The organism is Bacillus sp. 3G2 (assembly GCF_044324725.1).
Lineage (GTDB): Bacteria > Bacillota > Bacilli > Bacillales > Bacillaceae_G > Bacillus_A > Bacillus_A mobilis.
On sequence record NZ_CP172246.1, the window covers coordinates 556,379 to 580,413 of the forward strand.

Below are 24,035 nucleotides of genomic sequence, written 5' to 3' on the forward strand. Positions count from 1 at the left end.
CTTGCTATAACGTAAAATAATTATATGATTTTTTGAGAAGACATTATTATGGCGATTTCATTTTGAAATATGCTTATGATAATGTCTTTTTTTGAAGGATATAAATGGAAAAAGTGTAAATGTATTAGAGAAGGAGGAGAGGCTATGCATGTTAGTTCTATTTTGAAAATTGAAGAGGTGGCAGCATTTATTGCGAATATGAATAAAGATGCTACTCATCATGTTGGTTATTGTGGAGATGAGAAAGAGGAGTTGTTGCAGACAATTATTCATGATTTTTCGGATATAGGATGGGAACAATCTTTTGTTGCTACTTATGAGAATAATAATTTAATAGGTGTATTAGGATTTGATGTGGATGAAGTAAAAAAATGTGCAGAGATTTGGGGACCGTTTATTCTTTCAGCGAATTGGGAAGAAGTTGCTTTACATATGTGGAAGGAACTTATCGAAAAGGTGCCTTTTCATATTGAAAAGTTTTATGGTTTTTATCATGTAGAAAATAATAATTGTACCCGCTTAATGAAGGAATTATATGCAAAAGAACAAGATCGACATAGTATTTTCAGTTTAAGCCATAGTATTGTGGAAGAACGTAGTATATGTAATGTAGAAGAAGCCTTACCAAAAGTATTTGAGCAGTTTATCTCTTTACACAATAATGCTTTTCCTAATACATATTATGAAGGAAATGAAATTATCGAACGTTTAAGTGATACGAATAAATTATTTGTAAGTATGAAGAATGATAAGTTAGAAGGTTACGTATATGTTGAAGTAAATCCGGAGTTTCAAGAAGCGAATATCGAATTTATTGCAACTGCTGAAAATAGTAGAAGAAAAGGTGTCGGAGAGCGGTTATTACAAGCTGCTATTCAGTATATTTTCTCGTTCCACGGGATGAGAGAGATAGAGTTATGTTTGAATACGAATAATGATCGTGCGATGAAGTTGTACAAGAAAGTAGGTTTTGAGGAGAAAGCATGTTTACAACACTATATAATAGAGTAAAAACCCATTCGTATGAAGATTATAATTCATACGAATGGGTTTTATTTAATTTACTTTGCCGCCCTCAGTAATAACGGATTTGGGTGCTAATCGTTACATAACTTTTTTTATTTTTTTCGGAACTTCTTTCGTTTGCGAATTAACATCTTCTTTTCGCAGCTCTTTAAAGAGCGAAGCAACCATAAGAACGACTACGATAGAAAATGGTAGTGCTGCGATTACAGCTGCAATTTGTAGTGCATTTAATCCTCCAGCTTGTAATAAAAGAGCTGCAATGATCGCGATCGTTAATCCCCATATAAGTTTTAAACTATTTTTCGGTGATAAGCTTCCGTTACTCGTTTGCATTGAAACAACAAACGTTGCCGAGTCGGCAGAAGTAACGAAAAATGTGGCTACTAAAATTAACCCGATAACCGTTAAAAATGTAGAGAATGGTAGGTGTGAAATAACAGCAAATAATCCAATCTCTGTACCGTTTTTTGCAATTTCATCAGCTATTCCAAGCGATTGGAACATTTCCATATGGATAGCCGTACCGCCAAATACTGCAAACCAAAATGTACATATAAGAGTTGGGACTAATACAACTCCAATAATAAATTCTTTTATTGTGCGTCCTTTAGAAATACGAGCGATGAATGTACCGACGAATGGAGACCAAGAGATCCACCATCCCCAATAGAAAATAGTCCAGTTTTCAATCCAAGAAGAAGATTTTTCATTAAATGCTCCTAAATTTAATCCCATACTAGGTAAAGCTCCGATATAAGAACCGAGTGTAGATGTGAAATATTTCATAATAAATACAGTTGGTCCTAAAAGTAAAAAGGAGATGAGTAATATACCTGCAAGAGAGAAATTTAAGTTACTCAAATATTTAATCCCACGATCTAAGCCCGTTTGTGCGCTTGTTAAATATAAAACAGCGAAGATGGCGATAAGTACGAGCTGTGTAAGTAAAGTGTTATGAATAGAAGGGAATAAATAGCTTAATCCTCCGGCGATTTGTTGAGCACCAATCCCAACAGATGGCACAATACCGAATACTGTGGCTAAAACAGCTAAAATATCGACTGTTTTTCCGATAGGAGAATTTTTCGATCGATTAAATAATGGAGTAACTGTAGCCCCAATTGTGCTACCTTTTTGTTTGCGGAATGTGAAATATGCAATTGTTAAAGCAACCATTGCGTATAGTGACCATGGAAAGAGACCCCAGTGGAAAAATGAATATTGCATAGCGAGCTTGGCGCTTTCCTCTGTACCTGCTTTTCCGATTAATGGATCTGTAAAATGTGAAATTGGTTCAGCAATCCCATAAAAGAGGAGTCCAATTCCCATTCCTGCTCCAAACAACATGGATAGCCAAGATGGATAACTATACTTTGGTTTTTCTCCATCTTTACCAAGACGAATAGAACCGTACTTAGAAAATGCTAAATAAGTGGCTAAAATAATCATTGCGGTCATAAGTAGAGAGTAAAACCATCCAAATTTATTGAGGATAAATGAATTTAAGGAAGATGTAACACTTTGTAAATCATAGCCTTGTATCCAACTTGCCGGGGTAATTCCCCATATGATGAATAATGTTGTTAGCAAGATGGAGATATAAAATACACTGTTCTCTTTTTTTATCATAGAATCCCACCCTTGTTTAATAAAGTTAACAATTATATTAATCATAACAATTAAAGGGATAATTGTCAAAAAATTCTCTTTTTATTACGTGAAAGGATTCGGATTACTTTCGGGAGAAAAAAGGGAATTTGTTCACGATATGTACAAAATGTAAGAAGAAATAATATGAAATATTGCATTTTATATTGTTGTATCTAGATTTTATGTTAAATTCGTGAATGGAATATTTGAATAGGGGGCAAGGATATGAACAAGAAATCAAAAATTAATAAAGTAATGCTTAGCATTAGTACAATGGCTCTATCGCTGGGGGCAATTCAAACTCATGCATCAGCAGAAGAAAAGGTGCCATATAATGTATTGCATTCGAAACCAGTTGGAATTGAAAAACCAGTAGATGAGATTGGACACGTTTCTAAAGCGGAGGAAACATTATCGTTTGAAGAACGGTTAAAAGTAGGAGACTTTTCACAGCGACCAGCATCTATTCCGAACAAAGCGGCAGTAAAGCAAGTTAAAGAAAGCTATTCAATGGCTGATTTAAACAAAATGAATGATCAAGAGTTAGTTGAAACGTTAGGCAGTATTAAGTGGCACCAAATTACAGACTTATTCCAGTTCAATGAAGATGCAAAGGCTTTTTATAAAGACAAAGGAAAAATGCAAGTGATTATAGATGAATTAGCTCATCGAGGTAGTACATTTACGAAAGATGATTCAAAAGGAATTCAAACGTTTACGGAAGTGTTACGTTCAGCTTTTTATCTTGCATTTTACAATAATGAATTAAGCGATTTAAATGAGAGAAGCTTCCAGGATAAATGTTTACCTGCTTTAAAAGCAATCGCAACAAATCCAAACTTTAAGCTAGGTACATATGAGCAAGATTCAGTCGTATCTGCATACGGTAAATTAATCAGCAATGCTTCAAGTGATGTAGAAACGGTTCAATACGCAGCTAATATTTTAAAACAATACAATGATAATCTTCGTACGTATGTAGACGATCGTATGAAAGGACAAGCTGTATACGATATGATGCAGGGTATTGATTATGATATGCAATCTTATTTATTTGAAACTCGTAAAGAGGCAAAAGATACAATGTGGTATGGGAAAGTAGATGGGTTTATTAATGAAATAAATCGTATCGCTCTTCTAAATGAAGTAACACCAGAAAACAAGTGGCTCGTTAATAATGGAATTTATTTCGCTAGTCGTTTAGGGAAGTTTCATAGTAATCCTAATAAAGGATTAGAGGTTGTTACAAAAGCAATGCATATGTACCCGCGTTTAAGTGAGCCATATTTTGTTGCAGTAGAACAAATTACAACAAATTATAACGGGAAAGATTATAGCGGGAATACAGTAGATTTAGAGAAAATACGTAAAGAAGGAAAAGAACAGTACTTACCAAAAACGTACACATTCGATGATGGATCTATTGTGTTTAAAACAGGGGATAAAGTATCAGAAGAAAAAATTAAGAGACTATACTGGGCTGCAAAGGAAGTAAAAGCACAGTATCATCGTGTAATTGGAAATGACAAAGCGTTAGAGCCAGGCAATGCAGATGATGTATTAACGATAGTAATTTATAACAGTCCAGAGGAGTATCAGTTAAATAGACAACTGTATGGATATGAAACAAACAACGGTGGAATTTATATTGAAGAAACAGGAACATTCTTTACATATGAGCGTACGCCAGAGCAAAGTATTTATAGTTTAGAAGAGTTATTCCGTCATGAGTTTACTCATTATCTTCAAGGGAGATATGAAGTGCCAGGTTTATTTGGAAGAGGGGATATGTATCAAAATGAAAGATTAACTTGGTTCCAAGAAGGAAATGCAGAATTTTTCGCAGGATCTACCCGTACAAATAATGTAGTACCGAGAAAGAGCATTATTAGTGGATTATCATCTGATCCTGCAAGCCGTTATACAGCAGAGCGCACATTATTTGCTAAATATGGTTCTTGGGATTTCTATAATTACTCATTCGCATTGCAGTCTTATTTATATACACATCAATTTGAAACATTTGATAAAATTCAAGATTTAATTCGTGCAAATGATGTGAAAAATTATGATGTATATCGTGAAAAGCTAAGTAAAGATTCTAAACTAAATAAAGAGTATCAAGATTATATGCAACAGCTAATTGATAATCAAGATAAATATAATGTGCCGGAAGTAGCAAATGATTATTTAGCTGAACATGCACCGAAATCACTAACAGCAGTAGAGAAAGAAATTAGTGATACGATGCCTATGAAAGATGGGAAAATGACAAAACATAGCTCACAATTCTTTAATACATTTACATTAGAAGGTACGTATACGGGTAGTGCAACAAAAGGTGAGGCAGAAGATTGGAATGCAATGAGTAAGAAAGTAAATGAAGCGCTAGAACAACTGGCACAAAAAGAATGGAGTGGCTACAAAACTATTACAGCATACTTCGTCAATTACCGTGTGAATAGCTCAAAGCAATTTGAATATGATGTAGTCTTCCACGGTATCGCAAAAGATGACGGAGAAAATAAAGCCCCAACAGTTAATATAAATGGGCCTTATAACGGACTTGTAAAAGAAGGTATTCGATTTAAAAGTGATGGCTCAAATGATGAAGATGGAAAAATCGTTTCTTATTTATGGGAATTTGGTGATGGAAGCACAAGTGCAGAAGTTAATCCAGTACATGCGTATGAAAGAGAAGGAACTTATAAAGTATCGTTAAGAGTAAAAGATGATAAAGGTAAAGAGAGCAGAAGCGAAACAACTGTTACGATTAAAGATGGAAGTTTAACAGAATCAGAACCAAATAATCGTCCAGAGGAAGCAAATCGTATTGGGCTAAACACTACTATAAAAGGTAGCCTTATCGGCGGAGATCACACTGATGTTTATACATTTAATGTAGCATCAGCGAAAGATATCGATATTTCCGTTTTAAATGAGTATGGAATCGGGATGACATGGGTACTTCACCATGAATCAGACATGCAAAATTATGCAGCTTACGGTCAAGCTAATGGAAATCATATAGAAGCAAAATTTAATGCAAAACCAGGGAAGTATTATTTGTATGTATATAAATATGATAATAGCGATGGAACGTACAAATTATCAATAAAATAAGCGCTTTTCCAATGTATGTTTAACTTTACTTTTTGTGGAAAATAGTATATTATATAGATATACAATATATCGGTTATTTACTAGGAGGAGCCTGTCACAATAGGTTTCTCCTGTTCTTTTTTAGAGGCCTATCTTACAGGCTTTTCTTTAAAAAGTAAATAACTGAAAATTAAGAACAATAATCTTTGAAAGAGGTGGGGCATACACATAACAAAAAAGGATTGTTTAAGAGAGGGGGATAAGAAATGGCTTTGTTTGGTTATCCACTTGAAACAATTTATTTATACGGATTTATTATTGCTACTATACTCACTGTTATTTATATCTTTTTTGGAGATATATTTGAATCCATATTTAGTTTTGGAGGCGGATCTGTATCCGTTGTTACTTTATTACTTAGTTTTTTCGCCATGTTATGTGGACTTAGTTATATAGGAGAATATTTATTTTCCTTTAATAGTATTCTTATTTTCGGGGCTGCATTTGCTATATCTTTTATTGGTGTTTTCATAATGAAAATATTAATTTTAAAGCCAATCGCAGAAGCAGAACAAAACACTGTGCAGCGTATGGATGAATTCATTGGTTGTAAGGGAGAGGTCATTACGACTATTCCTACAGAAGGATTTGGTGAAGTATTAATTTCCTCTCAGTTTGGAAACAATGCAATCCTAGCTAAAACAGTTGGGAAGAAAGATATTTCACAAGGAACTGAAGTTATTATCGAGGGAGTCCAAGATGGTGTTTTGCTTGTACAGAACATCGCTTATTCTTTAAAGAAACCAAAATTATAAGGGGGAATTTACATGACGATTCCATTAATTATCGGTGGAGTATTACTCGCAATTTTAATTCTACTCATTTTAGTATTCATTACAAAGTATCGAACAGTTGGACCAGATGAAGCATTAATTGTTACTGGAAACTGGCTTGGTGGCGGGAAAAATGTAGTTACCACTGATGATGGAAAGAAGATTAAGATTATTCGTGGTGGCGGTACTTTCGTAGTTCCAATTATGCAAAGAGCAGAGCCTTTAAGTCTATTAAACTACAAATTAGAAGTGGGAACACGTGATACGTATACGAAACAAGGGGTACCGATTACAGTAAACGGTGTTTCTATTATTAAAGTAGGATCTACCATTGAAGAAGTTTCTACAGCAGCTGAACAATATTTAGGAAAAGAAACAGAAGAATTGAAAATAGAAGCAAAAGAGGTTTTAGAAGGGCATCTACGTGCTATCTTATCTTCTATGACAGTAGAAGATGCGTATAGTAATAGAGAGCAATTTGCTCAGAAGGTGCATGAAGTAGCTTCTACAGATTTAAAGAAAATGGGTCTTCGCATCGTTTCCTTTACAATTAAAGAAATCATGGATAAGAACGGTTACTTAGATGCACTTGGTCAGCCGCAAATTGCGACAGTTAAGCGTGATGCAACAATTGCGAATGCAGAGCGTGAAAAAGAAGCTCGTATTGAAAAAGCTCGTGCTGAGAAAGAAGCGAAAGAAGCTGAATACCAACGTGATGCCCAAATCGCTGAAGCTGAAAAACATAAAGAGTTAAAAGTACAATCTTATAAGAGAGAGCAAGAACAAGCTCGCGCAGATGCGGATCTTTCTTACGAATTACAACAAGCGAAAGCGCAACAAGGTGTTACAGAAGAGCAGATGCGCGTTAAAATCATTGAGCGTGAGAAACAAATTGAATTAGAAGAAAAAGAGATTGCGCGTCGTGAAAAGCAATACGATGCAGAAGTAAAGAAAAAAGCAGATGCAGATCGCTATGCTGTTGAGCAATCAGCGGAAGCAGAGAAAGTAAAACAAATTAAAAAGGCAGATGCGGATCAATATAAGATTGAAGCTGAAGCGAGAGCTCGTGCAGAAGAAGTACGTGTAGAAGGTTTAGCGAAAGCGGAAATCGAAAAAGCGCAAGGTCAAGCAAAAGCAGAAGTACAAAAAGCACAAGGTACAGCGGAAGCAGATGTTATTAGGTTAAAAGGTTTAGCAGAAGCAGAAGCGAAACAAAAAATTGCAGAGGCATTTGAGTTATATGGCCAAGCGGCAATTATGGATATGGTTCTTAACATGCTTCCAAGTTATGCGAAGGAAGTTGCAAGCCCACTTAGCAACATTGATAAAATTACAGTTGTCGATACAGGCGGCGGTGGTAAAAATAGCGGTGCCGGAAAAGTTGCAGGTTATGCGACTGATTTAATGGCAACGATGCAAGAAACATTAAAAGCTTCTTCTGGCATTGACTTAAAAGAGTTATTAGAAGGATTTGCTGGAAAAGGAGCAGTACAACAATTATCAAACGATAAACCCGTTGTATCTGTAGTAGAAGATGAGAAAAAAGAAGTAGCAAAAGATAAAGAATAGCAAAGTGAGGAACCTCTAGTAAGTGAGATACTAGAGGTTCTTCTGTGAATTATAATATTTCGAATAATATACATTTTTATATATTGTTTTAATTATATAAATTATATAGAATGAAAAAGGTATGTATCAATTCTTCAATAGAGAAAGATATAGAGAGTCACATTGATACATTTCAATCGTAAGATTTATATAAAGAAATTAAATGTAAGGCAATTACATTTAAAACGGTATGGAGGGGTAGAAACATGTTTCAAGGAAAATTAAGGAGTAGTAGCTTAAAAGCAAAGTTACTTGTATCATTTGTTATCATTTTGATTCTTCCAAGTATTGTAATTGGTTGGACGTCTTATCAGCAAGCGAAGACAAATTTTAATGAAACGATTTCACAATCGGCGAAAGACAATATAAAAATTTTGGATAATGTAATTAATAAAGAATTGGATAGTAAAAAAGTAGATGCAGTTTATTTTACGAAGTTATTTACACAATCAAGTTACCAAGCGGATCAAATACAAAATATCCAAAATAAACTAGAAGAATATAATAAGTTACATCCAGAACTGGAAGCCATCTATACTGGAACCAGCAATGGGCAGTTTATTCAATCACCGTCTATTCAAATGCCAGAAGGATATAATCCTACAGAAAGAGATTGGTATAAAGAGGCAGCGAAAAAAAGTGGAGAAGTAATTATTACAGCTCCATATAAATCAAAAACGACAGGAAATATTGTTATTACAATAGCAAAACAAAATGAGGATAAGAGCGGTGTTCTCGGTATTGATTTAATTATTAATGATATCGTAAACACTTCAAAGATGGTTAATATCGGTAAAAGTGGATATGTAGCAATTTTTGATCAAGATAAAAATGTGGTAGCACATCCAACGATGAAGCCAGGGGATAAGGTAGAAGAGAAGCTTGAAAAAGAGTTGTATAAACAAGAAACAGGTGAGTTTAATTTCACATTAGATGGTGAAGAGCGTCATATCACTTTTAAAACGAATAAGATAACTGGATGGAAAATAGCAGGAATTATGCCTTCAAAAGAAATTATTGAAGCAGCTGAACCTATTTTCTATAAAACGATAACTGTTATTGGTATTTCATTAATAATTGGCGGGATTTTAATTTACTTCATCATCGCTTCTATTATTAATCCATTAAAACAACTTGTTATATCATCGAAAAAAATTAGTGAAGGCGATTTAACAGAATCCATTACAGTTCATTCTAAAGATGAAATTGGACAGCTAGGAGAAAGCTTTAACGAGATGGCAACATCATTACAGAATGTCATTTCCAATATAAATACTTCAGCAAGTCATGTAGCGGCATCTTCAGAAGAATTAACAGCTAGTATGAAGCAGACGAGTGAAGCGACGGAACAAATCACACAAGCGATAGAGCAAGTATCGAGTGGAGCGGAAATACAAACGAAAGAAGTTGAAGAAGGCGCAACATTATTAGAAGAAGTTACAGAAGGAATTCAGCGTGTTGCAGATAGTTCTTCATTAGTATCCACAGCATCTATGTATACGAAGAAAAAGGCTGAAGATGGTGGGAAGTTAGTTGAACAAACTGTGAATCAAATGCAATTAATCCATGAGTCTGTTTCACAATCTGATAAAGTGATTGTGTTGTTAGATGATAAATCGAAACAAATTGGAGCAATCCTTGAGGTAATTCAACATATTGCAGAGCAGACAAATTTACTAGCATTAAATGCTGCGATTGAGGCTGCGAGAGCTGGAGAGCAAGGAAGAGGATTTGCAATTGTAGCAGATGAAGTGCGAAAGTTAGCAGAACAATCAGGACAGTCTTCTACGGAAATTGGAAAACTAGTAAAAGAGATACAATTTGACATAAAAGAGACAGTAAGTTCTATGAAGCAAGTTGGAACAGAAGTACAATCAGGACTTGTAGTTGCAAATGAAACGAAGCAAAGCTTTGCTGAAATATTGAAGTCTACAGATGATACAGTTGTACAAATTGATAGTATGGTAGAAGTAGCGGAACAAATGACAGTAGATGCAAAGCAAGTTAGTGCATCTATTAATGAAATTGCAGCTACGATTGAAGAAAATGCAGCAAGCGTTCAAAATATTGCTGGTTCTTCAGAAGAACAATTAGCTTCAGTAGATGAAATCAATGCAGCAGCAGTTCATCTATCGCAAATGGCAGAAGAATTACAAGAGATGATCGGGAAATTTAAAGTGTAATAAAAAATGTTAAGAAACGAGGTAGTAATTGTACTTCGTTTCTTTTTTTATCCCGCTATTTGTGGATTGATTAAAGTTTCGCTTTATGAAGATAAAAAATAAAGAAATATAGAGTAACCGTGTTATGATTAGGTGTAATTACAAAAGACTGTAAATTCATTAAATTCTATCTTTAATTATGTTAGGGGAATGGTTTTGAAATTTAAAAAGTTAAAACTACAACCGAGAATTACAATAACAATTAGTACGCTTATTCTAGTCGTACTTCTATTAACAAGTTATTTATTTTATTACATATTGTCTGAAACGGTAGAAGAGCAAATTGGGAAACGGGCTTTGCACGTTGCGAAAACAGTTGCTGCTATACCTGAAATAACGGAAGCTTTTCAAAAAGAAGATCCAGCTTCTATTATTCAGCCAATTGCAGAAAAAATTCGAATTGATACAGATGCTGATTTTATTGTAGTTGGAAACAAAGAGGGGATTCGATATGCACATCCTAAGCGAGATAAAATAGGAGAAGAAATGGTTGGTGGAGATAACGAAGGGGTTCTATTAGAAGGAAAATCATATGTTTCGAGAGCAACTGGATCATTAGGCCCTTCATTACGTGGCAAAGTTCCAATCCGTAATCAGGAAAATGAAATTATTGGCGTGGTGTCTGTTGGATTTTCAATGGATGATATTCATGGAGCGGTAGAAGTGTATGGAAAGCGTGTATTTTGGATTACAATAATCGGTCTTTTAATTGGAATAATTGGCTCTATATATTTAGCGGGAAGTATAAAAAGAATGATGTTTGGGATGGAGCCAGAAGAAATTTCATCTTTATATGAAGAGCATAGTACAGTGATTCAATCTGTACGTGAAGGGATTATTGTTATTGATCAAAATGGCATGATTAGTTTAGTCAATCAAGCGGCTTATGATATTCTTTCGCTAGATAGACAACGAAATATTATTGGAGAATTTATTTTAAATGTAATTCCTAATTCAACAATACTAGATGTATTTCAAACTGGAGAAGAACAGTTTGATCGTCAATTAAATATAAAAGGGCAGGCTGTGATTGCGAACCGTCTACCTATTAAAGTAAAGAATAAAGTAACTGGCGTTGTATCGAGCTTGCGTTTGAAATCTGAAATGGATCAATTAACAGCAGAATTATCTCAGACGAAGCAATATACAGAGGCATTACGAGCGCAAACACATGAATATAACAATTTGTTGTATACGCTTTCAGGTCTTATTCAGCTAGAATCATATGAGGATGCTTTAGAACTTATTCATAAGGAAACAGCGGTATATCAAGATTTTGTTCAATTTATTATGAAGCGAATTCAAAATCCGTGGTTAGGTGGGATTTTAATTGGATTCTATAATAGAGCAAGAGAGTTAAAGATTGATTTTATGCTAGATCGAGAAAGTAGCTTAGACAAATTAAGTCCGCACATTGAGAGTAATTATGTCGTTTCTATTTTAGGAAATTTAATTACGAATGCATTTGAAGCGATTGAAAGAAATGAAGAGAATGATAAGAAGGTAAGAATGTTTGTAACTGATATCGGAGAAGAAATAGTAATTGAAGTGGAAGATTCAGGACAAGGGATTCATGATGAAGTCATTACTAGCATATTCTATAAAGGCTTCTCGACGAAAGAGGGCGGGAAGCGAGGATATGGATTAGCAAAAGTGAAAGAGTTAGTAGAAGATTTAAATGGAAGTATTGCAATCGAAACAGGGGATTTAGGTGGTGCATTATTTATTATCGCATTACCAAAAGAGAGAGGCGAATTGTAATGGGTGAGGAGATTGAAGTATTGATTGTAGAAGATGATATTCGAATTGCGGACATTCATCGTCGTTTTACTGAAAAAGTTGAGGGATTTAAAGTAATTGGAACAGCGACGACTGGAGAACAAGCGAAAGAATGGCTAGATCTTGTGAAGCCGCAGCTCGTTTTATTAGACGTGTATTTACCTGATATGCAAGGAACGGAACTTGTCACATATATTAGGCGTAATTTACATGATACAGATATTATTATGATTACAGCTGCATCGGAAACAGATGTAGTAAGGCATGCTTTACGGGGCGGAGTAACAGATTATATCGTAAAGCCACTTATGTTTGATCGATTTAAAGCAAGTTTGGAAGGTTATCAAAAAAAGGTTGTGCAGCTGAAGAAAAATAATCAATTATCTACAGAACAAATAGAATATTTATGGTCTCAAAGAGGCGTAAAGGGAAATGAAATAGAATATGCCCCGAAAGGGATCGATCCTTTAACTTTAGCAAAAATAAAAAAGCATATGTTAATAGTGAATGAAGAAGGAATTACAGCAGAAGTGTTAAGTACAATGGTCGGAGTAAGCCGGTCAACAGCGAGGCGCTATTTAGAGTATTTAATATCTGGAAAGAAAGTCCATGCGGAGCTTACATATGGGAGTGTAGGTAGACCTGAGAGACGGTATTTTCTTGTTTCTTCATAATAGAAAAAGAGTAGAGGATATATGTCCTCTACTCTTTTTTATCTTATATTGGAATAATCCCAATTACAATTCCAGTAATCAACATCACCATTGTTGTTCCAACTGCCCACAATAAAGTGAAGCGTTGATGTTCACCAAAATCAACTTTGGCCATTCCGACTAATAAATAAGTGGATGCGACAAGAGGGCTTAATAAGTGAACAGGTTGACCAAGTAAAGAAGCGCGTCCCATTTCGGCTGCACTAATTCCGTAAGCAGCGGCAGCTTTCGTTAAAATAGGTAATACTCCGAAGTAAAATGCATCATTGGACATGAAAAATGTGAACGGCATACTAAGAAGAGCGGTAATAATTGGTAGTTGTGGTCCAAGAGCGTCTGGTATAAGAGTGACTACACTTTGAGCCATTGCATCTACCATTTTTGTTCCTGATAGAATACCAGTGAAAATTCCAGCGGCAAATACGAGAGAAACAACTGCTAATACGTTTCCTGCGTGAGAAGCAATACGTTCTTTCTGTTGTTCTAAGTTCGGATAGTTAAGCATAACAGCAATAGCGAAAGCAATTGTAAATAAAACAGGTAACGGCATAACTTCTAGTATAAGACAGACAAGTAAGGTAACAGTTAATAAAAAGTTAATCCATAGAAGCTTAGGGCGTTTATGAACGGCAGCTTCTACTGTTGCAGCTTGCTCATCCATCGTTTGCATTTGCTTTAAATATTGTACATCCATAATTCCTAATCGTTTTCTTTCTTTTGTTCCAAGATAGTAAGCAACGAAAACGACCCAAATTGCACCAGCGATCATTCCTGGTATAAGTGGTGTAAAGAGTTCTGATGCATCTAGCCCAAGAGCACTCATAACCCGAGCTGTCGGTCCACCCCACGGTGTAAGATTTGTTACTCCTGCCCCTAACATAACAACCCCGGCTAATATAAGTGGATTCATTCCTAGGCGTTTATATAGTGGATACATTGCGGAAACAGTAATCATATACGTTGTTGTTCCATCCCCATCCAATGAAACGATAATCGTAAGAATCGCTGTACCAACAACAATTTTTAAAGGATCTCCTTTTACAAATTTCAAAATCCTACTAATGACAGGATCGAATAAACCGCTATCAATCATAATTCCAAAATACAAAATAGCAAACATAAGCATAATACCAGTAGGTGCTAGTTTTTGAATCCCTTCTAACATCATAGGTCCCATATTTGCATAAAAACCGCCAATTAATGCGAAAGTAATTGGAATTAATATTAATGCTACTAGTGCCGACATACGTTTCGTCATAATTAAAAACATAAAGACAAATACCATCGCAAATCCAAGTAGTGCTAACATGTAATCTCCCCCTCAAAAATGATTGCGCTTTCAAAAAAAGTAGTGAAAATTCAGATAAAATGTTTTTTGTTTATCATAAAATCAATCATTCAAATGGTAAATAATTTGAAAAATAACATCATTAGAAGCATAGTTTTTATTTTGGTCATTTTGTTCACAGGAGTTAATTTGAATTTTTAAAAAGTAAGCTACTCTCCGTAAGAATGGTAGAATAAGATGAAAATATTGAAGTGTGAAATAGGGAGTAGATTTTATATGAAAACGAGAATGGAAGAGATTTATAGTTCTTATGAAGGAAAAGTAGAAGAGATTTTTGTTAAAGAATCTTCTTACGTATATGAGTGGGAAAAATTAATGATGATCCGAAAAAATAACGGTGAACTTGAAAAAGTTGCGATCGGTATCAGTGGAAATATAAGGTTAGTAAATGTAGTTGTTGGACAGCAAATTAATACAGATACATTATTAGTTAAGTTAGAAGATGATTTATTAATTACAGGTTGTGAATGATGAGAGATGTGTAGATATGACTACACATCTTTTTTGTTCCATATATTACAAAAAGAACATTGTTTTTTCACAAATCTCACACAAGTTTTTGATATTCTCCTAGTGGAAGATACGGTTAGGGAGGAAATAAAATGAGAACAAAGTATGTGATGCTTGCCATATGCTTATTTTTTGTCTTTGCAATAGCAGGATGTGGTAAGAAACAAGTAGAGGCTGTGGCAATTGATGAGAAACATGATAAATGTGATATTTGCCAAATTGGGGTAATGGATAATCAATTTGCAACAGAAGTTATTTTAGAAAATGGAAAAGCGTTAAAGTTTGATGATATCGGTTGTATGTATAAATGGATGGAGATTAATCCAGGAGAAAAGACGAAAGAAAAATTTGTTCGCGATTATGATTCGAAAGAGTGGATTTCATTAGAAGATGCGACTTACGTATATGATAAAACAATAACGACACCGATGGCTTATAATGTCATTTCATTTGAAAGTAAAAAGGATGCAGAGAATTTTGTGTCTAACTATAAAGGAAAAGTTCTTTCATATAAAGAGCTAGCAGCGCATAAATGGGAAATGAATAAAGAGATGATGGGGAACCCGAAAAAAGGAAATCACGGTGGGCACCATTAATAATAAAAAAGGCAACTACATAGTTGTCTTTTTTTATTATTACTCAGGTGCAAATATAGAAAAGGTGTAAAATTTTTAGAAGAACGGTTACAATGGAATATAGTAACCTAAAGCAATCATGTATGTACTTTTTAGAAATGTATACAAATGCGGTAAAATCGTGCTAAACTAATTGCTTCGCTAATATAGGTTGAGAAACGTAGATATAAGTTTAGATAATCCGATTAAAGAAGGAATATAAAGGGCTTATGGATAAATGTAATCAAGAAGAGTTATTGTATGTGATGGAGGAATGGTTAAGAAAACATTATCTTTCATAGGAGCTGTAGTTGTGAGAAAACAAAAAATTTTATTATGTATGTTATTAGGACTTTTAATGACGGTAGTGGCTTGCGATAAGCAAGAGGAGCCAGAATCGAAACCGGTTCATGTGAAAAACGAAAAGAAAAAAGAAAAGCATAAAGAACAGGAAGAACCTAAAGAAGAAAAAAGTATAAATTTAATGGACAAACAGTTGCTACTTTCTGCGACTCTTGGAGACACTGAAACAGCTATGAAGTTGATTCAAGATGGAGCCAATATAAACGTAGAAGGTGACAATGGAGAAACGCCAATCCTTGCAGCAACGTATCAAAATCATGTAGAGACAGTTAAAGCGTTAATTGGTGCAGGGGCTAATCTTGAAAGTAAAGATGAGAAACAAAGTAATCCATTTCTTTATGCAAGTAGAGAAGGCTATACAGACATAGTAAAGCTACTAATTAATGCAGGGGTTAATACGAAAGAAATTACTAAATCAGGTGGAACAGCACTCATTTCCGCATCTGAACGTGGCCATGTAGAGGTAGTAAAAGAGTTATTAGAGCATACGGATATTGATGTGAATTATAGAAATGCTCGTGGTGGAACAGCTTTAGTAGAAGCAATCGTATTAGGAAATGGTAGTGAAAGCCATAAGAAAGTAATTCAAATGCTTATTGACCACGGGGCAGATGTAAATATGGCCAATAAGGAAAATGTTACACCACTGCAATATGCTGAAAAAAGAGGTTTTAAAGATATTGCAACTATGTTGAGGGTAGCTGGAGCGAATGAAGTCGTACAGCCACAACCACAACCGGTGGAATAACAAAACAAAGAAATAAAAAGTACGAAATAATCTCATTTAGATAGACAGAATGAAGAAGTCATTTAGTATGATGGATTCAGTAATGTGTATTTGAATGGGATTTTTTTGTTGGACAAATTGTTTGAAGAGAGGGATAGATACATAGGGACTAAGGAGGAGAAAAGTGAGATTTTCAGAACTTGAGTTAAAAACAATGTAAGCAGAGGTTTTACTTGTCTATAATCAACTAGGAATAATAAAGTGCGTAAATGAAGATGGCAATAAGAAAACCGCATTCTTTTTCGGAATGCGGTTTTCTTTACAAGGAGATAAGGGATCAAAAAAATGAAGAAGTCTTATCTCTTTTATATGAGTAAAGGGTCTAGAGTGAATTTTGTCCTTTTCATTATTTGTTTAAATCCATTGCAACTTGTTTGCCATTTACGAAAACCTCTGCCACTGCTACTACAACTTCTATCACTTTTTTCATTTCTCATCTCTCCTTGTTCTTTGTTTCATTTCTTACTTTTAGTATAAGGAAATATTACACTTGCAACTATCGAATTGGATGACAAGAGACTTACATTGTTGTAAGGATAAGCGTTTTATTTGAAATGAAGTTGAGTTCAGAAATTTCTGTTGTTTTGAACTATAATTAGAAAGAGAGTGCCTTAGAAAGAAGGGGATAATATGAAAAGAATTCTTGTTATTAGTGATATTCATGGAGAAATAGAAAAGTTCGAACAGTTATTAGAAGCAGCTCAATACGATGCAAGACAGGATCAATTAATTTTATTAGGTGATTATATAGATCGTGGTCCAAATGCGCGTGCTGTAATTGAAAAGGTAAAAGATTTAAAAGAAGAAGGTGCCTTTGTTTTAAAAGGAAATCATGAAGATATGATGATTAAGGCGTTAACGACTGATGAGGAACGTTCATGGAATCATTGGGTAAAAAGGAATGGTGGAGATAAGACTTTATATAGCTATGGCTTTGTAGAAGAAGATATTGTGGTTAATGAGGGAGATTTTCAAAAAACGATTTTACAATCTCGTGTATTAGATGAACATGTAAAGTTTATTCAAGAATTAGATCATTACATTGAAACAGAAGAATATATATTTGTACATGCTGGTGTTGAGCCAATGAAACGAGTTTCTGAATCTGAACCATACACGTTAATGTGGATCCGTAATGAATTTCATAATGGATATAGTGGGGAAAAGGTTGTTGTATTCGGTCATACGGAAACAAAAACGCTTCATGGTCGTGAGGATTGCGGAGTATATTTTGGTAGTAATCGTATTATTGGAATTGATGGTGGAGCTGTGTATGGTGGTCAGCTAAATTGTTTGGAGTTGCCGAGTAAAAAGGTATATGTAATAAAAAATTGAAAGAGATAAGAGGAATCGTATTTCTTTCAATTTTTTATTAAGCTAAATTTAAGACAAAGCTTTTATAATAAAACTTTATATAAAGCAAAACTTCAGAAGGAAATAGTTAAAAATGAAATTACATAATGCGACTACATTCTTTCGTTATGAAGAGAAGAAATGTAATACTAAATAGAATTGAACCCTATGGTGGAAGGTGAGAATATGCGCTTACTCGTAGTAGAAGATAATGCTTCGTTATTAGAGTCTATTGTCCAAATATTACGCGATGAATTTGAAGTAGATACAGCATTGAATGGAGAAGATGGATTATTTCTAGCGTTACAAAATATATATGATGCCATTTTGCTTGATGTGATGATGCCAGAAATGGATGGTTTTGAAGTAATTCAAAAAATACGTGATGAAAAGATTGAAACACCTGTCTTATTTTTGACAGCGAGAGATTCTTTAGAGGATCGAGTGAAAGGGTTAGATTTTGGTGGGGATGACTATATCGTTAAGCCGTTTCAGGCCCCAGAATTAAAGGCGAGAATTCGCGCTTTGTTACGACGAAGCGGTAGTCTAACAACAAAGCAGACCATTCGATATAAAGGGATTGAACTGTTCGGAAAAGATAAAGATGTTCAAGTAGATGGGCAAGGTATTAAGTTAACATTAAAACAATATGAGCTTCTAGAGTACCTTGTTCAAAATAGCGGTAAAATTTTAATGCGTGAACAAATTTTTGATCGTGTTTGGGGATTTGATTCAGATACGACAGTAGCAATTGTAGAAGTATATGTACATCATTTACGTAAAAAACTAGAGCCATTCGGTTATCAGAAAGATATTCAAACCGTTCGAGGTATTGGATACATATTAAAAGAACAATGAAAAAGGGAAGTATGTTTCAGAAGACGCGCATTCGATTGACTATATTGAATTCGTTAGTATTTATCATTTTGATAGGCGTATTAGGTAGTATCATTTATTCGTACACATATAAGCGGATTTATAGTGGAGTAAATGAATCGATAGAAAAAGCCGTTCAATATAGAGAGAATGCAGATGATAAAAAACTACCTAAAAAAATTAGAGGATATCCTCCAATTGGGGATACGAGGATAATGGAATTAACTTGGAATGGAAACACAGTGGAGATAGGTGTTGAAAACGGCAAACGCCGTTTTATCTTTGAAGACAATTTGGAAAAGTTTTCGCCAAAGAAATTAGGAACTTTGCAAGATATAGAGGTGCAAGGAATATATTTTAGAACATTTGCATTTCAACAAGGTGGAAAAATTGTTCAAATCGTACGCGATATAACAGCTGAAGAAGAAATGTTAAATACTTTATTTTTAATTCTTGTTATAGGTTGTAGTGTAGGAAGCCTATTTGCAATAGGAATCGGCTTTTTCTTAGCTGGCAGGGCACTCGTACCCATTCAAAATTCATGGGAAAAGCAGCAACAATTCGTTTCGGACGCATCGCATGAATTAAGGACACCGCTTGCGGTTATTCAATCCAAAACAGATATATTATTTCAGTCACCATCTGCGACAATAGAAGAAAAAGCGATGGATATTTCTACGATTTCAAAGGAGTGTAGACGGTTATCTAAGCTTGTAGCTAATTTATTATTGTTAGCACGTTCGGATTCTAATCAAATTGAGATGGATAAGAAAACATTTGAAATGGATACATTGTTAGAAGAAATAGTAGATCCATATAAGGAGATTGCTTCTTATCAAGAAAAAGAGATGATATTAAAAGTAGAGCATGGTATATCATTTATGGGTGATAGAGAGAGAATTCATCAAATGATGGTCATATTGTTAGACAATGCGATGAAGTATACGAATGAAGGTGGTCATATTCAAATCGATTGTACGCAAACGAACAGTTCGATTCGTATACGAGTGAAAGATGATGGGATAGGAGTGAAAGATGAGGAAATCCCCAAACTATTTAATCGTTTTTATCAAGGGGATAAAGCGAGAAGTGCGTCAGAAGGAGCTGGATTAGGCCTTTCAATCGCGAATTGGATTGTAGACAAGCATTATGGAAAAATATTAGTAGAGAGCAAATGGGAAGAGGGTACTTGTTTTGAAGTGATTCTTCCTAAAAACCAAAGAATATAAGTGAGAAGACGATCTTGTTTTTACAAGGTCGTCTTTTTTTAAGGGAAAGTTAAGAAACTATTTATAACATGTATGATATACAGAAAGTTCGCCGTATGAAGAAGCAATTATAAAAAGGTATTTGAGCAGATTATATCGATCATAACGTTATTTCGATTATGTATAGGGAATGATGTAAAAGAAAGTGTAAGAGGGAGGAATTAATTTTGAAAAAGAAAATGATGACGGTATTCACTATTGGAGTAATGAGTTTAAGTATATTAGGCGGTGCCTCTCCTTCTGAAACACCAAAAGGAAAGACAAATTACACGCAGCGTAGTAAAGAACAATTAAATAATGGAAAGATACATGCGGTACATACAGAAGAAAAGGCAGAGAATTTAGGGATTGAAACGGAAGGGAAAGAACAAATCACGCTAGAAAAAGAAATCCATGAGACGGAAGTAGGAAGGGAAGCAGAACAGTTAGGAATTTCGATTGAAGGAAAAGACGTTGGAACTCTTTCAGAAGAAATCTATGAAACAAAAATAAAGCAAGAAGCGTTAAAGCTAGGCATATCTATAGAGAATACAACGATTGTAAATTTAATTAATCAAATTAATACGATTAAAATTAACAATGAAGCGGATAAATTAGGAATTTCGGCAAATGGAAAAGAAATAGAGGACATTGAGGAAGAGATCTATGGAACGAAAGTAAGAGAGGAAGCAGGGGAGTTAGGTATTTCCCAAAAAGGAAAAGAGATAGAAACGTTAGCACAAGAAGTGTATGAACAAAAAGTACAGGAAGAAGCAAAAAAATATCATATTGATTTGTATGGTAAAGATATATATCAAGTATTAAAAGAAATTAATGAGCAAAAAGTATTACAAATGGCAGATGAGCTTAATGTGGATAAAACGAATATGAACGTTCAAGAATTAGCCGAAAAAATAAAAAAAGATCAGCCTGAAAAAGGAAAAGAACTAAATTTTGTACCGGTGATTCGCACGGATGCTGACGCGTTTTATTCTTATTTAACGAACTAAAAAGGGCGTGAGAGTGATACGGAGATGGAAGTGGTATTTATGTATGGCCTTACTCGGTATAGCAGTATGGAACGTATATACAAATGGAATTACAAAGTATATGGAGAAGTTAACATTTTTCAATATACAAAGCGGAAAAGAAGCGGAGTTTAGTAATAATGATGAAAAGGTTATCTTATCAAATGTACCTTTAATTCAGCAATTACCAGAGCTAGATAGAGGATGCGAAGTAACGAGCTTAGCGATGTTATTACAATATGCAGGTGTTTCAGTAGATAAGATGCAATTGGCAAGTGAAATCAAAAAGGTTAATTTTTTAGATGACGGTGTAAGAGGGAATCCGAATGAAGGATTTGTAGGAAATATTTATACTTTTTCTGAATCTGGATATGGTGTATATCATGAACCACTTTTTCAATTAGCAAAAAAATATTTACCTAATAAAGCTGTAGACTTAACAGGGAAGAGTATAGAAGAAATGTATAAGAGTGTAAAAGCAGGACAACCGGTAGTTATGATTACAAATGCAACATTTGCACCATTAGATGAGGATGAATTTACTACATGGGAAACAAATAGCGGAGATGTTTCTATTACGTATAATGAGCATTGTGTTGTGCTTGTTGGATATGATAAGGAATTTGTATATATTCGAGATCCTCTCAGTGAAAGTTTGGATGTAAAAGTACCGAGAGATCGTTTTGAAGAGGCATGGATGCAAATGGGGAGTCAGGCGATTAGTTATGTGAAAAGCAATTAATAAGGAAGGGGATGTAAGGAATTATAAGAGGATTTTGTGTGGGTATATTTTGTTAAGAAATAAGAGAACTTCAGCTTATTATATAAGCTGAAGTTCTCTTATTTTTTATGATTAAATCTTTAGAAGTAGTGAATATGTAAAAATGCATAATTGACGAAAAAATTACATGTTATCATTATATATTGTTTTATATATGTTGATTGTATAAAATTACACAAGTATTCACATTACATAAAGGAGGCTTATTATGCAAAAAATATTTAACTGGGTTAAATGTATGAGTATCAAGAAAAAATTAATCATTTCATTCTTTCTTATTTTAACTATACCAGGACTTATTATCGGTGGTGTTTCATATCAAACTGCCAAAACAAATTTTGAACAACAAATCACAGGTAAAGCAAAGGAAAACATTTCGATTTTAAATACTGTTATTTCTCAAAATATAGAAGAGAAATTTGTTGATGCAGCATACTTTGCAGACATCTTAACAGAGGATACATATCCAAACGGGCAAGAAGAAATAGTAAGAACGAAGTTAGCACAATATATAAAACTTCATCCAGAAGTAGAAGGTATTTATATTGGAACGCAGACGGGAAAGTTTATAAGAGAACCATTTATTCAAATGGCTGATGGGTATAATCCAACAGATAGATCTTGGTATAAAGAAGCGCATGAAAATAAAGGGAAAGTAATTGTTACTGCACCATATCAATCAGCATCTACCAAAAATATGGTAGTGACAATTGCTAAAGAAGTAAAAGATGGTAAAGGTGTTATAGGAATTAACTTAAATTTAGATAATATCTTAAAAATTTCCAAAATGATTAATATTGGTGAAAAAGGTTATGCAGTTATTTTAGATCAAAATAAGCAAATTGTTAGTCATCCATCCAGAAAACCAGGTGCAAAAGTTACTGATCCTTGGATTAAACCAATTTATGAAGATAAACAAGGAAATGTGTCTTATACAGAACAAGGTGATAAAAAAAATTTAATCTTTGCAACAAATGAGAAAACAGGATGGAAAGTAGTTGGAGTTATGTTCGACGAAGAAATTACCCAAGCTACGAATCCAGTATTTTATAAGACTTTTATTGTCATAGCTATCGCTATTGTATTTGGTAGTGTATTAATTTATTTCATTACAAAGTCTATTACAAGACCATTAAGAAGAATAGCTGACTCGGCACATAAAATTAGTAAGGGAGATTTGACAGAGAAAATTACAATCCATTCCAAGGATGACATAGGGAAATTAGGGGATTCCTTCAATGAAATGTCTGCCTCTTTACAAGATGTGATTACTCAAATTAGTTTTTCAGCAGAACATGTCGCTGCATCGGCTGAAGAGTTAACAGCGAGCGTACAGCAAGCGAATGATGCGACAGATCAAATTACAATTGCAATGGAACAAGTATCAGGTGGGGCTGAATCACAAAGTCAAGGTGTTGAAGAAGGTGCGGCTACATTACAACAAGTAAATAAAGCAATTCAAGATGTAAATGGAAGCGCGGAATCAATTTCTATCTCCTCATTACATGCGAGAGAAAGAGCTGAAGAAGGGGAAGAATTGGTTGAACAAACAGCAAAACAAATGCAGTCTATTTCTAGATCGGTATCCGAGTCAGATGCTATTATTAAACTTCTTGATGAGAAATCAAAACAGGTAGGAGCTATTTCTGAAGCAATTCAAAACATCGCTACTCAAACGAACTTATTAGCTTTAAATGCGGCTATTGAAGCAGCAAGAGCAGGTGAACAGGGCCGAGGGTTTGCTATTGTAGCAGATGAGGTTAGAAAATTAGCGGAGCAATCAGGAGAATCATCTGGAGAGATTGCAAATTTAATTGCAGAAATTAAGGCTGATATTGAACATACTGTTAAGGCGATGGATAATGTGAATGGGGAAGTTCAACAAGGCCTTGATGTTGTAACAAAGACGAAAGTAAGTTTTACGGAAATTTTAAGTTCTACTACACATATTGTTTCTCAAGTAAATCAAATGGTAGAAACAACGAAGAGAATTGCTGGAGATGCAAATGAAGTGACAAATGCTATTGATGAAATTGCAGCGGCTGCAGAAGAAAATACAGCTAGTATGCAAAGTGTTGCTGCTTCAACAGAGGAACAAATGAATTCAATGGAAGAAATTAGTTCAGCTTCGCAAAATTTAGCTGAGATGGCCGAAGAACTACAAGCGATGACTAGTAAATTTAAAGTATAATAAC

18 protein-coding genes and 1 pseudogene are annotated in these 24,035 nt (G+C 34.3%); 17 read left to right on the forward strand and 2 right to left on the reverse strand.

Going from position 1 to position 24,035, the window contains the following annotated elements:
- The first annotated feature begins 144 nt into the window (after positions 1 to 144).
- Positions 145 to 1,011, forward strand: a complete 867-nt coding sequence (locus tag ACHZK0_RS02860) for a GNAT family N-acetyltransferase (RefSeq protein WP_395761122.1) — start codon at positions 145 to 147, stop codon at positions 1,009 to 1,011.
- A gap of 93 nt (positions 1,012 to 1,104) precedes the next feature.
- Here the strand turns inward: ACHZK0_RS02860 and opuD are convergent, their stop codons facing one another.
- Positions 1,105 to 2,655, reverse strand: coding sequence for a glycine betaine transporter OpuD (opuD, locus tag ACHZK0_RS02865; RefSeq protein WP_395761123.1), 1,551 nt, complete (start codon positions 2,653 to 2,655; stop codon positions 1,105 to 1,107).
- Between the two features lie 246 nt (positions 2,656 to 2,901).
- Here opuD and colA point away from each other — a divergent pair, with 246 nt between their 5' ends.
- From colA to ACHZK0_RS02900, 7 genes and pseudogenes are all read left to right on the forward strand, one after another.
- Positions 2,902 to 5,799, forward strand: coding sequence for a collagenase ColA (colA, locus tag ACHZK0_RS02870; RefSeq protein ID WP_395761124.1), 2,898 nt, complete (start codon positions 2,902 to 2,904; stop codon positions 5,797 to 5,799).
- Between the two features lie 245 nt (positions 5,800 to 6,044).
- Positions 6,045 to 6,593: an NfeD family protein gene (locus tag ACHZK0_RS02875; protein ID WP_001173143.1), complete on the forward strand. Its 549-nt coding sequence runs from the start codon at positions 6,045 to 6,047 to the stop codon at positions 6,591 to 6,593.
- Positions 6,594 to 6,605: 12 nt separating this feature from the next.
- A complete protein-coding gene (locus ACHZK0_RS02880; RefSeq protein WP_000155003.1) occupies positions 6,606 to 8,180 on the forward strand; it encodes a flotillin family protein in 1,575 nt (524 codons plus the stop codon).
- A 245-nt stretch (positions 8,181 to 8,425) separates the two neighbouring features.
- Positions 8,426 to 9,412: pseudogene (locus ACHZK0_RS02885) on the forward strand (cache and HAMP domain-containing protein); the annotation flags it as partial.
- Between the two features lie 129 nt (positions 9,413 to 9,541).
- On the forward strand, positions 9,542 to 10,402 hold the full coding sequence (locus ACHZK0_RS02890) for a methyl-accepting chemotaxis protein (protein ID WP_371399490.1): 861 nt from the start codon (positions 9,542 to 9,544) through the stop codon (positions 10,400 to 10,402).
- A gap of 195 nt (positions 10,403 to 10,597) precedes the next feature.
- A complete protein-coding gene (locus tag ACHZK0_RS02895; protein ID WP_262742380.1) occupies positions 10,598 to 12,202 on the forward strand; it encodes an ATP-binding protein in 1,605 nt (534 codons plus the stop codon).
- Complete coding sequence (locus ACHZK0_RS02900; RefSeq protein WP_088028834.1) at positions 12,202 to 12,894, forward strand: response regulator; 693 nt, start codon at positions 12,202 to 12,204, stop codon at positions 12,892 to 12,894. Before ACHZK0_RS02895 ends, ACHZK0_RS02900 begins: the two co-directional genes overlap by 1 nt.
- A gap of 43 nt (positions 12,895 to 12,937) precedes the next feature.
- Here ACHZK0_RS02900 and ACHZK0_RS02905 read toward each other — a convergent pair whose 3' ends face one another.
- Positions 12,938 to 14,242, reverse strand: a complete 1,305-nt coding sequence (locus tag ACHZK0_RS02905; protein WP_000880453.1) for a CitMHS family transporter — start codon at positions 14,240 to 14,242, stop codon at positions 12,938 to 12,940.
- 255 nt (positions 14,243 to 14,497) lie between these two features.
- Here ACHZK0_RS02905 and ACHZK0_RS02910 point away from each other — a divergent pair, with 255 nt between their 5' ends.
- The 9 genes from ACHZK0_RS02910 to ACHZK0_RS02950 all read left to right on the forward strand — a co-directional run bounded on the left by ACHZK0_RS02910 (position 14,498) and on the right by ACHZK0_RS02950 (position 24,031).
- Positions 14,498 to 14,752, forward strand: a complete 255-nt coding sequence (locus ACHZK0_RS02910) for a hypothetical protein (RefSeq protein WP_000857649.1) — start codon at positions 14,498 to 14,500, stop codon at positions 14,750 to 14,752.
- Between the two features lie 131 nt (positions 14,753 to 14,883).
- Positions 14,884 to 15,387, forward strand: coding sequence for a nitrous oxide reductase accessory protein NosL (locus tag ACHZK0_RS02915; protein WP_270343303.1), 504 nt, complete (start codon positions 14,884 to 14,886; stop codon positions 15,385 to 15,387).
- 292 nt (positions 15,388 to 15,679) lie between these two features.
- The gene (locus tag ACHZK0_RS02920) at positions 15,680 to 16,516 is read left to right on the forward strand and encodes an ankyrin repeat domain-containing protein (protein ID WP_395761125.1); all 837 of its coding nucleotides are present in this window, start codon (positions 15,680 to 15,682) and stop codon (positions 16,514 to 16,516) included.
- 669 nt (positions 16,517 to 17,185) lie between these two features.
- Positions 17,186 to 17,890, forward strand: a complete 705-nt coding sequence (locus ACHZK0_RS02925) for a metallophosphoesterase family protein (protein ID WP_270343299.1) — start codon at positions 17,186 to 17,188, stop codon at positions 17,888 to 17,890.
- A gap of 204 nt (positions 17,891 to 18,094) precedes the next feature.
- Positions 18,095 to 18,766, forward strand: a complete 672-nt coding sequence (locus ACHZK0_RS02930; RefSeq protein ID WP_063261630.1) for a response regulator transcription factor — start codon at positions 18,095 to 18,097, stop codon at positions 18,764 to 18,766.
- Positions 18,767 to 18,777: 11 nt separating this feature from the next.
- Positions 18,778 to 20,013: a sensor histidine kinase gene (locus ACHZK0_RS02935; protein ID WP_395761126.1), complete on the forward strand. Its 1,236-nt coding sequence runs from the start codon at positions 18,778 to 18,780 to the stop codon at positions 20,011 to 20,013.
- A gap of 206 nt (positions 20,014 to 20,219) precedes the next feature.
- Positions 20,220 to 21,041, forward strand: coding sequence for a transporter (locus ACHZK0_RS02940; RefSeq protein WP_395761127.1), 822 nt, complete (start codon positions 20,220 to 20,222; stop codon positions 21,039 to 21,041).
- Between the two features lie 13 nt (positions 21,042 to 21,054).
- Positions 21,055 to 21,801 (forward strand): C39 family peptidase, encoded by a 747-nt coding sequence (locus ACHZK0_RS02945; protein WP_270343296.1) that lies wholly within the window; start codon positions 21,055 to 21,057, stop codon positions 21,799 to 21,801.
- A 388-nt stretch (positions 21,802 to 22,189) separates the two neighbouring features.
- Positions 22,190 to 24,031 carry a methyl-accepting chemotaxis protein gene (locus tag ACHZK0_RS02950; RefSeq protein ID WP_395761689.1) on the forward strand — a complete coding sequence of 614 codons (1,842 nt, stop codon included), beginning with the start codon at positions 22,190 to 22,192 and terminating at the stop codon, positions 24,029 to 24,031.
- The last annotated feature ends 4 nt before the right edge of the window (positions 24,032 to 24,035 follow it).

Bases quoted from the DNA above. Each gene is read 5' to 3' on its own strand.
- ACHZK0_RS02910 (WP_000857649.1), top strand. From the start codon at position 14,498: ATGAAAACGAGAATGGAAGAGATTTATAGTTCTTATGAAGGAAAAGTA.
- ACHZK0_RS02875 (WP_001173143.1), top strand. From the start codon at position 6,045: ATGGCTTTGTTTGGTTATCCACTTGAAACAATTTATTTATACGGATTT.
- ACHZK0_RS02905 (WP_000880453.1), bottom strand. From the start codon at position 14,242: ATGTTAGCACTACTTGGATTTGCGATGGTATTTGTCTTTATGTTTTTA.
- ACHZK0_RS02930 (WP_063261630.1), top strand. From the start codon at position 18,095: ATGCGCTTACTCGTAGTAGAAGATAATGCTTCGTTATTAGAGTCTATT.
- opuD (WP_395761123.1), bottom strand. From the start codon at position 2,655: ATGATAAAAAAAGAGAACAGTGTATTTTATATCTCCATCTTGCTAACA.
- ACHZK0_RS02880 (WP_000155003.1), top strand. From the start codon at position 6,606: ATGACGATTCCATTAATTATCGGTGGAGTATTACTCGCAATTTTAATT.
- ACHZK0_RS02900 (WP_088028834.1), top strand. From the start codon at position 12,202: ATGGGTGAGGAGATTGAAGTATTGATTGTAGAAGATGATATTCGAATT.
- ACHZK0_RS02925 (WP_270343299.1), top strand. From the start codon at position 17,186: ATGAAAAGAATTCTTGTTATTAGTGATATTCATGGAGAAATAGAAAAG.
- colA (WP_395761124.1), top strand. From the start codon at position 2,902: ATGAACAAGAAATCAAAAATTAATAAAGTAATGCTTAGCATTAGTACA.
- ACHZK0_RS02860 (WP_395761122.1), top strand. From the start codon at position 145: ATGCATGTTAGTTCTATTTTGAAAATTGAAGAGGTGGCAGCATTTATT.
- ACHZK0_RS02920 (WP_395761125.1), top strand. From the start codon at position 15,680: ATGGTTAAGAAAACATTATCTTTCATAGGAGCTGTAGTTGTGAGAAAA.
- ACHZK0_RS02890 (WP_371399490.1), top strand. From the start codon at position 9,542: ATGAAGCAGACGAGTGAAGCGACGGAACAAATCACACAAGCGATAGAG.
- ACHZK0_RS02935 (WP_395761126.1), top strand. From the start codon at position 18,778: ATGTTTCAGAAGACGCGCATTCGATTGACTATATTGAATTCGTTAGTA.
- ACHZK0_RS02915 (WP_270343303.1), top strand. From the start codon at position 14,884: ATGAGAACAAAGTATGTGATGCTTGCCATATGCTTATTTTTTGTCTTT.